This window comes from Dactylosporangium sp. NPDC049140, assembly GCF_040648435.1.
In genome coordinates this window covers 1-13555 of sequence record NZ_JBEZDS010000012.1, presented here as the reverse complement: position 1 = coordinate 13555, position 13555 = coordinate 1, and the positions used below count along the sequence as shown (strand labels likewise).

Annotated in this window: 17 protein-coding genes and 1 pseudogene; 7 read left to right on the top strand and 11 right to left on the bottom strand. The window is 73.8% G+C overall.

Annotated elements, in window-relative coordinates; all coding sequences use genetic code 11:
- Positions 1–24 precede the first annotated feature (24 nt).
- The gene (locus AB0B76_RS20975; RefSeq protein WP_360377486.1) at positions 25–1008 is read left to right on the top strand and encodes an RNA polymerase subunit sigma-70; all 984 of its coding nucleotides are present in this window, start codon (positions 25–27) and stop codon (positions 1006–1008) included.
- A 49-nt stretch (positions 1009–1057) separates the two neighbouring features.
- On the opposite strand, the gene AB0B76_RS20970 is transcribed toward AB0B76_RS20975, so the two are convergent.
- Together AB0B76_RS20970 and AB0B76_RS20965 are read right to left on the bottom strand one after the other, a co-directional pair.
- Entirely contained in the window at positions 1058–3004 is a 1947-nt protein-coding gene (locus AB0B76_RS20970) for a discoidin domain-containing protein (RefSeq protein ID WP_360377484.1), read from the bottom strand.
- Between the two features lie 224 nt (positions 3005–3228).
- Complete coding sequence (locus AB0B76_RS20965) at positions 3229–3651, bottom strand: cupin domain-containing protein (RefSeq protein WP_360377481.1); 423 nt, start codon at positions 3649–3651, stop codon at positions 3229–3231.
- A 173-nt stretch (positions 3652–3824) separates the two neighbouring features.
- Here AB0B76_RS20965 and AB0B76_RS20960 point away from each other — a divergent pair, with 173 nt between their 5' ends.
- Entirely contained in the window at positions 3825–4004 is a 180-nt protein-coding gene (locus tag AB0B76_RS20960) for a hypothetical protein (protein WP_360377478.1), read from the top strand.
- On the opposite strand, the gene AB0B76_RS20955 is transcribed toward AB0B76_RS20960, so the two are convergent.
- Positions 3973–4536 carry a TetR/AcrR family transcriptional regulator gene (locus tag AB0B76_RS20955; protein WP_360377475.1) on the bottom strand — a complete coding sequence of 188 codons (564 nt, stop codon included), beginning with the start codon at positions 4534–4536 and terminating at the stop codon, positions 3973–3975. The genes AB0B76_RS20960 and AB0B76_RS20955 overlap by 32 nt on opposite strands.
- The gene (locus tag AB0B76_RS20950; protein ID WP_360377472.1) at positions 4529–5323 is read right to left on the bottom strand and encodes an alpha/beta hydrolase; all 795 of its coding nucleotides are present in this window, start codon (positions 5321–5323) and stop codon (positions 4529–4531) included. The genes AB0B76_RS20955 and AB0B76_RS20950 overlap by 8 nt, the downstream gene beginning before the upstream one ends.
- A 46-nt stretch (positions 5324–5369) precedes the next feature.
- On the opposite strand from AB0B76_RS20950, the gene AB0B76_RS20945 reads away from it, so the two are divergent.
- The 5 genes from AB0B76_RS20945 to AB0B76_RS20925 all read left to right on the top strand — a co-directional run bounded on the left by AB0B76_RS20945 (position 5370) and on the right by AB0B76_RS20925 (position 9089).
- On the top strand, positions 5370–5648 hold the full coding sequence (locus AB0B76_RS20945) for a hypothetical protein (protein ID WP_360377470.1): 279 nt from the start codon (positions 5370–5372) through the stop codon (positions 5646–5648).
- Between the two features lie 16 nt (positions 5649–5664).
- Positions 5665–6171: a hypothetical protein gene (locus AB0B76_RS20940; protein ID WP_360377467.1), complete on the top strand. Its 507-nt coding sequence runs from the start codon at positions 5665–5667 to the stop codon at positions 6169–6171.
- Positions 6172–6288: 117 nt separating this feature from the next.
- Entirely contained in the window at positions 6289–7236 is a 948-nt protein-coding gene (locus AB0B76_RS20935; protein ID WP_360377465.1) for a hypothetical protein, read from the top strand.
- A gap of 4 nt (positions 7237–7240) precedes the next feature.
- On the top strand, positions 7241–8437 hold the full coding sequence (locus AB0B76_RS20930; protein WP_360377462.1) for a sensor domain-containing protein: 1197 nt from the start codon (positions 7241–7243) through the stop codon (positions 8435–8437).
- A 7-nt stretch (positions 8438–8444) separates the two neighbouring features.
- A complete protein-coding gene (locus AB0B76_RS20925; RefSeq protein ID WP_360377460.1) occupies positions 8445–9089 on the top strand; it encodes a response regulator transcription factor in 645 nt (214 codons plus the stop codon).
- Between the two features lie 5 nt (positions 9090–9094).
- On the opposite strand, the gene AB0B76_RS20920 is transcribed toward AB0B76_RS20925, so the two are convergent.
- The 7 genes and pseudogenes from AB0B76_RS20920 to AB0B76_RS20890 all read right to left on the bottom strand — a co-directional run.
- Positions 9095–9523 (bottom strand): hypothetical protein, encoded by a 429-nt coding sequence (locus AB0B76_RS20920; protein WP_360377457.1) that lies wholly within the window; start codon positions 9521–9523, stop codon positions 9095–9097.
- 53 nt (positions 9524–9576) lie between these two features.
- Positions 9577–10086 carry an ATP-binding protein gene (locus AB0B76_RS20915; protein WP_360377455.1) on the bottom strand — a complete coding sequence of 170 codons (510 nt, stop codon included), beginning with the start codon at positions 10084–10086 and terminating at the stop codon, positions 9577–9579.
- A gap of 3 nt (positions 10087–10089) precedes the next feature.
- Entirely contained in the window at positions 10090–11229 is a 1140-nt protein-coding gene (locus AB0B76_RS20910) for an SMI1/KNR4 family protein (protein ID WP_360377452.1), read from the bottom strand.
- Positions 11150–11815 (bottom strand): MCP four helix bundle domain-containing protein, encoded by a 666-nt coding sequence (locus AB0B76_RS20905; protein WP_360377450.1) that lies wholly within the window; start codon positions 11813–11815, stop codon positions 11150–11152. Before AB0B76_RS20905 ends, AB0B76_RS20910 begins: the two co-directional genes overlap by 80 nt.
- Positions 11816–11891: 76 nt before the next feature.
- The gene (locus tag AB0B76_RS20900; protein WP_360377448.1) at positions 11892–12563 is read right to left on the bottom strand and encodes a FadR/GntR family transcriptional regulator; all 672 of its coding nucleotides are present in this window, start codon (positions 12561–12563) and stop codon (positions 11892–11894) included.
- Entirely contained in the window at positions 12554–13363 is an 810-nt protein-coding gene (locus AB0B76_RS20895) for an amidohydrolase family protein (protein WP_360377445.1), read from the bottom strand. Before AB0B76_RS20895 ends, AB0B76_RS20900 begins: the two co-directional genes overlap by 10 nt.
- 98 nt (positions 13364–13461) lie before the next feature.
- Positions 13462–13555: pseudogene (locus AB0B76_RS20890) on the bottom strand (acyclic terpene utilization AtuA family protein); the annotation flags it as partial.

Sequence of the window (13555 nt, the reverse complement as noted above, 5' to 3'; positions counted from 1 at the left end):
GGGCCCGGTGTCAGCATGGTCGTGATGAGTCTGCTGTCCCGGGCCCAGGCGGGCGACGACAAGGCGTTCGGCGAGCTGGTCGAACCGTTCCGGCGGGAGTTGTACGTCCACTGCTACCGCATGCTCGGCTCCGTCCAGGACGCCGAAGACGTGCTGCAGGAGACGCTGACCGCGGCGTGGCGGGGCCTCGGCTCGTTCGCCGGGCGGGCCTCCGTGCGCACGTGGCTGTACCGGATCGCGACCAACCGCTGCCTGAACTGGCTGCGGGACGGGCAACGGCGGCCGCGCCCGGAGCCCGGGTTCGGCCCCGGCGACGACGTGCCGGCGCCGACCCGCACCGTCGAGCCGATCTGGCTGCAGCCCATCCCCGACGCGCTGCTGGAGGGGCTGCCCGACGACACGCCGGGGCCCGAGGCGCGGTACGAGCGCCGCGAGGCGGTGTCGCTCGCCTTCGTCACCGCCGTGCAGTACCTGCCGCCGCGGCAGCGGGCCGTGCTGCTGCTGCGCGACGTGCTCGGCTACCGCGCGGCCGAGGCCGCCGGGATGCTGGAACTGACCGAGGACGCGGCAAACGCCCTGCTCAAGCGCGCCCGCGCGGCCGAGCTGCCGCGGGCCGGGGCGGCCCCGCCGTCGCCGCGCCAGCTCGCCGCCGCGTCCCGCTTCGCCGATGCCATGCAGGCCGGGGACGTGGACGCGATGGTCGGGCTGCTCACCGACGACGCGTGGCTGACGATGCCGCCGGCGCCGCTGGAGTACCAGGGCCGCGCGGCGATCGGCGCGTTCATCCGGCACGTGGGCCTGCTCGACGGCCGCCGCCGGTACCGCCTCGTCCCGGCCGGCGCCCACTGGCAACCGGCCTTCGGCTGCTACGTCTCCGACGACGGCGACCCGGTCGGGCACGCGCTCGGCATCCTGGTCCTGACGATGGAGGGCGAGCGCGTGTCCGTCTTCACCCGCTTCATCGACAACACCGTGCTGCCGTACTTCGGCCTCCCCCGGAGGCTGTGAACAGGTCCGTGCGCCGGCCTTCGGCGGCGACCGGCGCACGGACGTCTCATCACCCGTTGTAAACGCGGAACTCCGAGACCTGCCCGGCCGGCCAACCCGTGTTGGCGGTGAAGGTCAGCCGCAGGTAGCGGGTGGTCACCGCGGACGGGAAGGCGATGGTGACCGTGTTGCCGGTGGCGGGATTGAAGGTGTACCCGGCCGAGCCCACGATCGTCGAGAAGCTCCCGCCGTCGGTGCTGCCGCTCACCGACAGCGTCTGGGTGCGCGTCGCCCACGACGACTGGGGCGGCAGGGTCAGCACGACCCGGCGGGTGGCGACCGCGCCGCCCAGGTCGACCTGGAGCCACTGCGGCCAGGCGTTGTTCACGCTCTCCCAGTACGTGCCGGTGTTGCCGTCGACCGCGTTGCCGCTGCCGTACACCTGGGTGTGGCCGCTCTCCGCCGTCGGGCGGCCCGCGGCCAGGTTCGTGGTGTTGTCCGGCGGGGCCGCGGTCGTCGCGGTGACCGCGTTCGAGGCGCCGGAGGCGTTGCCGGCCGCGTCGAAGGCGGCGACGGTGAAGGTGTACGCCGTCGAGGCGGTCAGCCCCGTCGCGGTGAAGGCCAGCGTGGTGGTGGTACCGATGACCGTGCCGCCCCGGCTGACGCGGTAGCCGGCGACGCCGACGTTGTCGGTGGCGGCGTTCCAGGCGAGCGCTGCCGTCGTGTCCGTGGTGCCCGTGACGCGCAGGCTGCCGGGGACCGACGGCGCGGTCTGGTCCGGCCCGGTCGGGAACGGCACCGTGAACCGCGTCGCGGTCAGCGCGACCTGGCCCTTGAGCATCCGGCCGCCGTCGCCGGTGAGGCGCAGGTAGTAGTCCGACGAGCACGGCGTGCCGTCCTCGTCGAGGGCCCGCATGCCGGAGTTGGTGGGCTGCCAGGCCGCGCTCTCGGCGGTCTTGGCGATCTGGTTGCCCTCGTTGAACTCGTCGAACATGGAGATGTACACGCTCTTCACGCCCGCGCGGGTGTGGTTGTAGAACTGCCGCCACATGAGCTCGCCGTGGTGGCGGTGCCCGGCCGCGAGGTCGCCGGGGATGACGCACGGCTGGTAGTCGATGCCGCGGCCGTCGAGATCGGCCAGGTCGGGCAGCACGCGGTTCTGGTAGAACCAGTCGGCGCCGGCGTTGTCGCTGATCCGGCCGACCATCCACGGCGAGACCATGTCGAAGGCGTGGTACACGTCGAGGTACCCGGCGCGCGAGTCGTCGGTGCCGAGCCGCCAGTGCGTCGGTACCCCGCCGATGACGTAGCAGCCCTGGCCCTTGAACCAGTTGATGACGTCGAGGCACGCGGCCGGGGCGAACGGGCGGCCGTCGTCGTTGAAGCCGAAGCCCCAGATGCACACGACGGGCTTGCCGTTCTGGCGGGCGTACGCGGGCGAGGCGGTGTGCGCGGACATCTTGCTCGTCCAGTCGGTCTTGATCTCGCCCTGCATGTTCAGCCACCACGTGACGTCGTACATGATGTAGAACTTGCGGCCGTACGCCTCCGCCGCCTGGCGCACCTTCTGGGCCATCGCGTCGCGGGTCGCGCCCTCGCCGCCGTTGGGGTTGAAGCGCTGCAGGCCCGCGGTGTCGCAGCCGTTCTGCTGCATCCAGCGGAAGTGCGTGTCGACGGTCTGCTGGTCGTAGGAGGAGAAGAGGTTCGCCGGCTGGCCGTTGCCGAGGTTGGCGAAGTTGGTGCGGTACCCCTTCGCGAAGTCGCGCAGGTCGGGCCAGCAGGTGATCGAGCACGCGCCCGGGGCCGGGGCCTGCGACCAGTTCGGGCTGTAGTGCCACCAGCCGTTGATCGGGGCACCGTCGCCGGGGCAGGCGAACCAGCCCTGGTAGCCGACGGTGACCTTGCCGACCACGTCGCCGGGCGGGCTCGCGGCCTGCGCCTCGGTGGCGATCGGCAGCGCGCCGGCGGCGGCCCCGGCGAGCGATGTGGCGATGACGGCGCGGCGGGAAACTCCCATGTGGACTCCTCGGGTGTCACCCCGGGACACGGCGGAGGGCGGCTCGTGTCGGGGCAGGGCGGAAAACGGGCCTGGGCGGGGCCCGCTCACCGGCACTGAGCAGCTCACGCGGGTGGGGACGCGCGGTTGGCGGCGCTGACCATTGTCGGCTTCTGGCGTGGAATCCTGCCAGCAGTCGCGCCCGTACCGCAATACTTCGATGTGTCGATCGCAAATTTACGACTTCAGGGCCGTTCGGCAGGCGCCCGCAGGCTCGGCAGGTTGACGACGACGCCCTCCTGGCTGCTGCGGGCGATGACCACGACGGCCTCCTCGGCGCCCGGGTTCTCCTCGCGGTGCGGGGCGTAGGGCGGTACGAAGATGTAGTCGCCCGGGCCGGCCTCCAGCCGGATCTCCTCGTCGCCGTCGGCGAAGACGAAGACCGGGTGGCCCGAGACGACGTAGATGGCGGTCTCGGCCTCGCCGTGGTGGTGGTCGCCGGAGTTGGTGGCCGGGGCGACGTGGGTGCGGCCCATCCAGAGCTTCTCCGAGCCGACGGTCGTGCCCGAGATCGCCTCCAGCCGGGTCATCCCCGGCGTCTGGCCGGTGTCGCCGCTGAGCTCGGCGCCGCGGATGTGCCGCAGCGGAGCGTGCCAGTGATCGCTCATACCCCCACACTGTACCGTCGATGCCTTTTGCCCGATTTGTCGTTAAGGCGGGTAACGAAGGGAGTTCGAATGAACCGCAGGAGCCTGCTGCCGGCGGCCGGCACCGTCGGCGTCACGACCGCGGTCGGGGGCGCGGCCGCCGCGACCCGGCCAACGCCCGCCGCCGCGCCGGCGTGCCGGTGCCCCGCTGCCGCAAGGACGAGTTCCTGGTGCAGACCGACCTGCGCGACCGCCAGGCCCGGGCCCTCATGCGGGCCGTGCCGCGCCCGGACTCCGCGCAGTGGCCGGTGTTCCGGCTCCCGTACGGCCGGCGCGCCCAGCTCAACTGGCGTTTCCTGCTGCCACACGAATAGCCTTCAGCGTTTCCACCAACACCCGTCGGGTCACCGCGACGTCCTGGCCCATCTGGAACCCGGGGTGCAGCACGGCGAACCCGTGCAGCGCGGCCCGCAGCACGCGGGTCGCGTGCACCACCTGGTCGTCGGTGAGGTCGTAGCCCTTGAACACGGCGAAGACCACGGCGAGGAAGCGGTCCGCGGCCGCCGTCACGCCCGGGTCGGGGTCGGCGCGCTGCGGCACGAGCGCGTAGCGGTTCGGGTGCCGGGTGACGAAGGCGTCGTAGACGTCCGCGAGCGCCTCGAGCGCGTCGTCGCCGCTGCGGCCGAGCATGGCCGCGGTCGCCTCGGCGGTGAACTCGTCGAGGATGCGGATCCTCAGCAGCGCCCGCAGCTCGGCGAGGCCGGCGACGTGCTTGTACAGCGACGGCGTCGCCACCCCGCACACCCCCGCCACGGCGGCCAGCGTCAGCGCCTCCGGCCCGCCGTCGTCGAGCACCCGCAGGGCCGCGTCGACGACGGCGGCGGGGCTGAGCCCGGCCCTAGGCACCGACACGCTCCCGCACGAACTCGGCCACGGCCGCGGCCGTCTCCGCCGGCATCTCCGAGTGCGGGTAGTGCCCGGCGCCGTTGATCATCGCGACCGGCCCGTGCAGCCGCTCGGCCATGAGCCGCGCCTCGGCCGCCGGGTCCGGGAAGTCGGGGTCCTTGCTGCCCATGACGATCAGCGCAGGCGTGGTGACCTCGCCGGTGCGGGCCGCGCACACGGCCTTGTCGGCCGCCATCATCGCGCGCAGGGCCGCCATGCGCCCGGGCTCCTTGAGCGAGGCCGACAGCCCGCGCTTCTCGGCCGGGTCCGCCTTCTTCGTCTTGTACAGCGAGGCCCAGTACGCGATCCACAGCGGCCGGAACCGGCTCATCGCGGCGATGGCGGCGCGCATGAACACGTTGGGCCGGGGCATCACCCGCGCGAACGGATCGGAGAGCACGATCGCCCGGAACAGCTCGGGCGCCTCGGCGGCGGCCCAGACCGCGCTCGCCCCGGTGTAGGAGTTGGTGAACAGGATCGCGGGCCCGGCCTGGAGCCGCCGCAGCAGCGCGATCGCGTCCCGGGCGACGGCCTCGGGCGAGTAGTCGGCCCACACCGCGTCGGTCTCGCCCTGCCCGCGCAGGTCCATGGTGACGACCCGGTAGCCGCGCGCGGTCAGCTCGGGGACGAACTTCGCGTAGGTGCGCCGGTCGACCCCCATGCCCGGGAGGCAGAGCACCAGCGGCCTGGTGCCGGCGGTGTCGTCGTAGGCGATGGTCCCGTTCTCGTGCTCAAAGCTCAGCGTCATAGCCAATAAGCTAATGCCATTAGCTTTGTACGTCAAGAGCCCCGGCGTGTGCGATGATTTGCTGGCCCTGACCCGCGGGTACGCCGTCATCAACGCGCTGACGGCCCTCGCGACCGGCGGCCTCATGCTCCGGTTCGGGTTCGCGGTCTTCCTGGTCATGCCGCTCGCGCTGTACGTGGCCTCGGCCGCCGTGGCGCTCGTCATCGCCCGCCGGCTCGCGGCGGAGGCCACCTCGGCGCAGGTGCTCGGCCTCGCGTACCTGCGCAGCCTGAGCGCGGTTGTCAACGAGCGGACACGCTCCCGGCCCGCCACCGGCCTACGATGACGGCGGGGTGGTCGCCGTGGAGGAATGGACGGGCTGGTTCGTGCCCGCCTCCGCGCCCACGCTCCAGCCGCGCACGGTCAAGGAGCACCGCGACGCCGCGAAGACCGCACTGGGCGAGGCGACCGGCGACCTGAGCCACGAGTGCGCGGTCGAGCACCCGGTCGTCGAGGTCGTGGAGCTGCTCGCGAACGGCGCCGACGGCCCCGTCTTCGGCTGGTCGGCGTGGGCCTTCACGGACGGCGCCAACGTGTGGAACAGCCTCGGCGTCGCGGTGGGCGGCGGCCACCGGTTCGGCCCGATGTACCAGCAGACCCTGAGCGGCTGCCCGGCCCGCCTTGCCGCGATCCTGAACGACGAGCGGCTGCGCTCCGTGCTCGCGGTCGCCCTGTCCGACTCCCCCGAGGCCGAGCGGGCGCGCAAGGAGCTGCCGGCCCTGATCGCCCGGGCCGGCGCGGCCGACACCCCACCCGACCCGGCCGGCAGCCCGAGCGGCGCCCGCCTGCACATACTCCACCGGCCGTAGGGCCGCGACCCGGCGTCATCGCGGCAGCGCCCCCGTAGGCGAATGCCTTTCGCATGGACGTCAGTCTCTACGGTGTCCCCTGTGGGCAGCCTGAGCCGGCTGAGTAGGGTTCGTGGTGTGGGAGCACTCGCGCAGGCCGGACGGGACTATCGGGCGCAGCAGGAGATCACGCTGCTCGACGGGCGGCTCACGGTGACGCTGCCCGAAGGGGCGCGGGCCGAGGCGCGCAACCAGTCACTCATGGGCGTGGCCGGGTCGGGGCAGGCGGAGACGCGGGTCCTGTTCGACCTCGACGGCGAGCGCCTGGTGCTGCTCGCCTCCGAGCTCTTCCGCGTCGTCGACGGCGAGCTGCGCAGCTCGATCGAGGCCGTCGCGCAGAAGTGGGAGCTGCCGGCGGGGCAGCGGCTGGAACCGATCGAGGCCGGGGCGGAGACGGTCGCCTACGGGTACTTCCCGCTCGACTCCCGGCGCCAGGCCGTGCCGATCGCGGACGCGTTCGTGCGCACCGCCGATTTCGCGGTGGTACGCGTCCAGCTCTTCGTGTCGCCCAACGCCGCCGACGACCGCGAGGGCCTCACCGAGCTGGCCTCGCAGGTCCTGCGCACCGTGCGCCCCGGCGAGCGGAGCCTGCGCGCGGCGGCCGGCGAGCGCCGCCTGGTCGACCTGGGCGGCGAGACGATCCTGACCGCGCACGTGCCGGACCGCTGGGTGGCGTACCAGGAGCCCGGGCTGTCCTTCGTGGTGCTCCGCCTGTTCCGCCTCACCCCGCTCGGCGGCCCGTTCGCGTCGGTGACCCTGTACCGCGGCAGCGCCCCGTCGCTGGTCCACGGGCGCTTCCCGGCCGACGCGGTCACGAGGTCCGGCGGGCGCCTGCTGGGGCTGCCGACCGACTGGGTCCACGTCCACACCGGGATCGGGGGCACGTCGGCGGTACACGTGCGGGAAGCCCTCGTCGAGGACGGCTCGGGGCAGTTCGTCCACGCCCTGGCCGAGACCGACGAGCCCTTCTTCGAACCGGAGATCGACGAGATTCTGGGCTCCATCGCGCGCGTGCGGGCAGAATGACCGCATGCGCCGCCGGGCCTGGTCCGAGCTCGCCTACGTCCTGGTGGGCATGCCGCTGGCCGTTCTCGGCGCAGCGTACGTCCTGATCTGCCTGCTGCTAGGCGCGGCGCTCGCGGTCACCGCGCTCGGTGTGCCCCTGCTCGCGGCCGCCGTCCCCGCGACGCGGATGCTCGGGCGGGCCCGGCTCGCCTTGGCCGGCGCCCTGCTCGGCGAGCACGTCCCGGCCCCGGAGCCGTACCGCCGTGGCGGCGGCCTGTTCGCCGGCCTGCGCGACGGGCCCGGCTGGCGGGCCGTCGCGTACCAGGTGGTCGCCCTGCCGCTGGCGGTCGTGAGCCTGGCCGTGGCGACGGCGACGTGGGGCTGGGGCCTGGTCGCGCTCACGGCGCCGATCCAGCGGGCGTTCGGCGTCAACGTCCCGGGCTCGCTCGGCCCGGCCGGGATCGCGGCGCTGTGCGCGAGCGGCGCCGTGCTCCTGCTGCTCGCCCCGCGGGCGGTCCGCGCCACCGTGCTGCTGGACCGGCTCCTGATCCGCGCCCTGCTGGCCCGCGACGAGCGCGCGAGCCGGATCGAGGCCCTGGAGCGCACCCGGGCCGGCGCGGTCGAGGGCGCGGCCGCGACCCTGCGGCGCATCGAGCGCGACCTGCACGACGGCGTCCAGGCCCGGCTGGTGGCGCTGGCCATGCACCTGACGATCGCCGCCGAGACCCTGCCCGCGGACGGCCGCCCGATGCTGCTGGCCGCCCGCAACGACGCCCGCGACGCCATCCGCGAGCTGCGCGAGGTCATTCAGGGCATCCACCCGCCGATCCTCGACAACGGCCTCGACGCCGCGGTCGCGACCCTGGCCGCGCGCAGCCCGGTCCCGGTGACCCACCGCGTGGCGCTCGCGACCCGCCCGACGGCGGCGATCGAGACCATCGCGTACTTCACCCTGGCCGAGCTGCTGACCAACGTGGCCAGGCACAGCCGCGCCACCGAGGCCGCCGTCGAGGTGACCGAGCCGGACGCCGGCGCCCTGCGCCTGGTCGTCCGCGACAACGGCGCCGGCGGCGCGCCCCCGGACGGCGGCGCAACCCCGAACGGCGGCACCGGCCTGCGCGGCATCGCCGACCGGGTCGCGGCGGTCGACGGCACCCTCGCCGTCACCAGCCCGCCCGGCGGCCCCACCGTCGTCACGGTCGACCTGCCCCGGCCGCGGTGAGGCCCCGATGCACATCGTGATCGCCGAGGACCTCGCCATCCTGCGCGACGGCCTCGCCCAGCTGCTCACCCTGCGCGGCCACGACGTCGTCGGCGCCGGCGACGCCGCCGAACTGGAGCGCGCCGTCGCCGCCCGCCGCCCGGACGTCGCGGTCATCGACATCCGCATGCCGCCGACCCACACCGACGAGGGCCTGCGGGCCGCCCTCGACCTGCGCCGCCGGCACGAAGGGCTCGGGGTGCTGCTCTTCTCGCAGTACGTCGAGACGCGCTTCGTGAGCCAGCTGCTCGCCGAAGGCTCGGCCGGCATCGGGTACCTGCTCAAGGAGCGCGTAGCCGACGTCGACGACTTCACCGACGCGCTGCACCGCGTGGCGGCCGGCGGCACCGCCCTCGACCCCGAGGTCGTCACCCAGCTCATGGCCCCGCGCCGCCGCGACGCCGGCCTGGCGAGCCTCACCCCGCGCGAGCGCGAGGTGCTGACCCGGATGGCCGAGGGCCGGACGAATGCCGCGATCGCCGCGGCGTTCGTCATCACCGAGCGCGCCGTCGAGAAGCACGTCGCGAACATCTTCGCGAAGCTGGGCCTGCTCGCCTCGGGCACCGACCACCGCCGCGTACTCGCCGTGCTGCGCTACCTGGAGCACCGCTGACCCGCTCAGATCTGCCGGCTCCACAGGACCACGAACACGACCACGAACACGACGACCGCCACGGTGACCGGCACCAGCCACCGGGGCCGCGGCCCGCCGTCGAGCGCGACGCTCAGCCGCCGGTGCAGCGCCGCGATCCCGGCGAGCGCCCCCAGCCCGGCGAGCAGGATCGGGATGCCGACCAGGAAGTGCACGAACCAGGCCCCGGCGCGGCTGGGCCCGCCCCACGAGTTGTCGTACGGCCCGCGGTCCACGATCCCGTACAACACCCCGCGCAGCACGAAGATGACGAGAAATGCGAGCGGCACGAGCGCGACGACCCCGAGCACCAGCCCGGCGGCCACGGGCCCGGCCCGCCGCCGGGCGAGCCCGCGCGGAATGAGCAGCGCGCAGTACATGACGTTGTTCCCGATCATCCGCACAGCAGCAACCATGGCTCAAGCCTGGGCCGCGGGACCGCCCGGCGACATGGTGGTGCCACGAGACCTCAGGGGTACGGAAAACCGAACCCCGCCGCCTCGATGACCGTCTCCAGGGGCGCGTCGGTGTCGACGACGACGTGGCGGTCCGTCCACGGCGCGTACGCGGCGGCCCGCAACTCGACGCGGTCCCAGGTCGGCTCCGGGAGGTGGCGAAAGCCCCGCCGCCGGCCCTCCAGGCGGCGGCGGTGCTCCTCCCGGTCGGAGCACGTGAGCACCACGAACCGCAGCTCGACGGCCGCGCCGCCGGCCGCCCGGCGCCAGGTCTCGCGGGCCGGCTCGCTGTCGTTGACGGCGTCGACGACGACATCGCGGCCCAGCGCCAGGTTCTGCTCGGCCGCCGCCCGGATCACCTCGTAGGCCGCGACCCCGGTCGCCCACCCGGCCGGCAGCCCGGCACCGAGCATCGCGTCCTCGGCGTTGTCGACGGACAGGTGCACGGCACTCAACCGGGCGGCTATACCAGCGGCCACGGCACTCTTGCCGACGCCCGGCAGGCCGGAGACAACGATCAACACACTTCAGCGTACTTGCACGACGGCCCGCGCCCGCTCGGGCGTGACGACCGGCCGAAGCCGCGGATCGGTGAGGAGAACGACCGGCGCGATCCGATGCGGCGAGTCCGAGCGCCAGCCGGGCAGCGCGGCGAGCACGACGGCCCACGCCGCGTCGAGAGCGCCGTCGTCGGCCAGCGCGCGGGCACGCTCCAGCGCGGCCTGGAACGCCGGCGGCTCCGGCAGCACCGGCGGCACGAACCGCTCGGGCGCCGCCAGCTCGTCCTCGGTGAGAATGCCGGCGAAGAGCGCGCGATGGGGGCCGATCGCGGCGTTGCGGAGGTACAGCGGCACCGCCTCGGCGCGCAGCTGCTCCCGGCCGATCTCCTCGACGACGTGCGGCCGGGCGAGGACCTCGTTGCGGATCTCGTGGTGCACGGAGGCCGGGTCGAGGAACCCGTTGAGCATGACGGCCAGGTACGCGCCCGCGCCGGAGCCCTTGACCGCGGCACGGGCGAGGGCGTCCGCCGCGCCGGTGACATCGCCGCGCCGGGCCAGTGCGCGGCCCTCGTCGACCAGCGCCCCGGCGCCGGCCGCGTCGACCGGGCGGCCGTCGCGCCCGCTCAGCTCCTCGAAGGAGGCCCGCTCGGCGTCGACCAGGGCGGCGAAGGACTCGTACCGGTCACCGAGACCGGGATACCAGCTCGCCCAGGTCCAGGCCGCCCACTCGCCGTCCGGCCCGGCATCGCCGGGGTCGAGCAGCCAGTACTGGGCATCGCCGGCCCCGGAGACCAGCAGCGCCCGGTCGCCCAGCGCGGACTCGCCGGACTCCGGGCTGTCCCGGATGGCCTCGTGCAGCCTGGGGTCGGCGTCACGCAGCCAGGCGACATCGTCCGTGGTGCGCATGGTCCACATGAACGGCCCGAGGTTGAGCCAGCCGTCGGAGGCCGCGAGGAACGACCGGTAGCTCGGCGGCAATGAAATACCCAGACGTCGCTCGGTTTGTGCGAGCCGGGCGACGTCCGCGCCGTCGAAGCCCAGCCAGCCGGCGGCGCGCTGGGCGGCGCTGACCTCGCCGAGATCGCCGTCAGCGGCGACCTGGAGCAGGTCGGCGCTGTACCCGGCGAGATACTGCCGCCATTCCTCGACGTCGCGCGCGCTGGTCACCGAACCACGGTAACCGAGGCGCCGAGGGGCTCACCCGATGCCGGCGGTGCGGCAGGCCTCCGAGTACTGGCCCGCACAGGGCGCCCGGCGTGACGAAGCCGTCCTTCACGACCTGCGCGCTGGTGTCGATCTGCCGGCTGATCGCGGTGAGCTCCTCGGCCGCGGCCATCAGCGGGATGAGCCGGTGGTAGCGCACGTTGCGGAAGGCGCCCCACCAGATCTCGAACGGGTTCAGGAGCTGCCGCTGCTGGACGTTGCGGATCGTCGCGCGGTAGGCCGCGACCTCGCTGTCGACGAGCTTCTCGGCCGCGGTGATGTCGTCGCTGAACGCCTTGCTCGCCACCGGCCCGTTGGACAGCGCCAGGTTGGTCAGCACGCGCAGCGCGGCCCGGTCGAGCGCGGCGAGATGGGCGGCCGGGACGAGGTTGAGCCGGTAGAGCTCGGCGGCCCGGTCGTTGACCTGCTTCAGGCTGTAGACGCCGACGCCGAGCACCACCGCCCCGACGAGGCGGCCGACGCGCACGAGCAGCATGAGCTTGCGGGCCATCGGCTGGTCGGCCAGCCACCGTCTCTTCTCGGCTGCCACGCTGCACGCCCCTTTACCGATCACGAAACCGGCCCTCAGATCGGCCGAGAGGGGTCGATGCTGAGAAAAAAGGGTGTTACAGCGCCCGGCGCAGCCACTCCTCGACGCCGGCGACGTGGATCGAGGCCCAGGAGCGGGCCAGGTCCGGCTGGCGGGACGCGATCGCGTCGACGATGGCCTGGTGCTGCTCGCGCGTGCGGGCCGCCGCGCCCTCCTGCGTCAGGCCGCGCCAGATGCGGGCGCGCGTCGTCGGGCCCGACAGGCCGTCGATGAGTGAGCACAGCACGGCGTTGCCCGAGCCCGCGGCGATCAGGCGGTGGAACTCCAGGTCGTTGGCGACGAGCGCCTCGATGGCCGGCTCGGCTCCGAGCGCGTCGAGCACGGCCTGGAGGCGCGCCACGTCGTCGTCGGTCATGCGGGCCGTGGCCAGGGCGGTCGCGGCCGGCTCGAGGATGCGGCGGACCTCCAGGAACTGCAGCACCGTGTCGTCGCGGTGGAAGTCGACCACGAAGCTCAGGGCGTCGAGCAGGAGGTCGGGCTCCAGGCTCGTCACGTAGGTGCCGTCGCCCTGGCGGACGTCGAGCACACGGATCATCGACAGCGCCTTGACGGCCTCGCGCAGCGAGTTGCGGGACAGGCCCAGGCGCTCGGCCAGGTCCGCCTCCTTGGGCAGCCGGTCCCCCGGGCCGAGCTCGCCCGAGGTGATCATGCCCTTGATCTTGTCGATGGCCTCGTCGGTCAGTGCCACAGTTGCCTCCGCGGCGACTGTACTGCGGACAGGCCATATACCTCACGCGCCGTCGCCGCGAACACCTCCGGCGCCGGGACCAGCGCCCGGATGCGCTCCAGGGTCTCGCCGTAGGGCACCGCCAGCGTCGACACCGGCCAGTCCGAGCCCCACATGAGCCGCGCCGGGCCGAAGCGCTCGAGGGCGGTCTCCACATACGGCCGGACGTCGTCGACCTCGGTGAACAGGCCGGAGATCTTGGCGTACACATTCGGCATTTCTGATAAATCAAAAATGTCGGACCGCCACGAGCCGAAGTCGCGCGGCTTGCCGAGATGATCGAGCACGAACCGCACCCCGGGGCAGGCGGCCGCGACCCGGACGGCGGACGGCAGCTGGTCCGCGCGGATCACGAGATCGAAGACGAGGCCGGCCGCGCCGTACGCGGCGAGCCCGGAACGCACGTCCGCGCGCGCCAGATAGTCGGTGTCCTCGGCCTGCACCTGCGCGCGCAGCCCGACCAGGTACTCCGCGCCGGGCAGGTCCCGGTAGGCGGCGAAGCCGGGGGCCGCCGGATCGTCCCAGGCCACCACCCCGGCGATCTCGGGCGTCGCCGCCGCGTGCGCGAACAGCAGCGCGGCCTCGTCGGCGTCGCAGCGGCCGCCCTCCACGAGCACGGTCTGCGTGACCCCGGCCGCGGCGAGCTCGGCCCGCAGGTCGGACGGGGTGTAGGTGCGGCGGATCGGGGCGAGCGCCGGGGCGTCGAGCCAGTCGTAGCCGCCGCCGAGGTGCCACAGGTGGTGGTGCGCGTCGACGATCACAGCAGGCCCCGCTCGCCCAGGGCGGCCCACAGCGCGTCCGCGGGCGGGGCGGCGAACCCCGCGGCGTTGCGGCGCACCTGGCCGGCGTCGTCGGCGCCCACGTCGGGGCCGGGGTAGGCGGGCGCGCCGATCTCGTAGAGCAGCTGCGCGGTCACCGTCTCGACCGTCACGGCCCCGCCGGTGCCCGGGTGC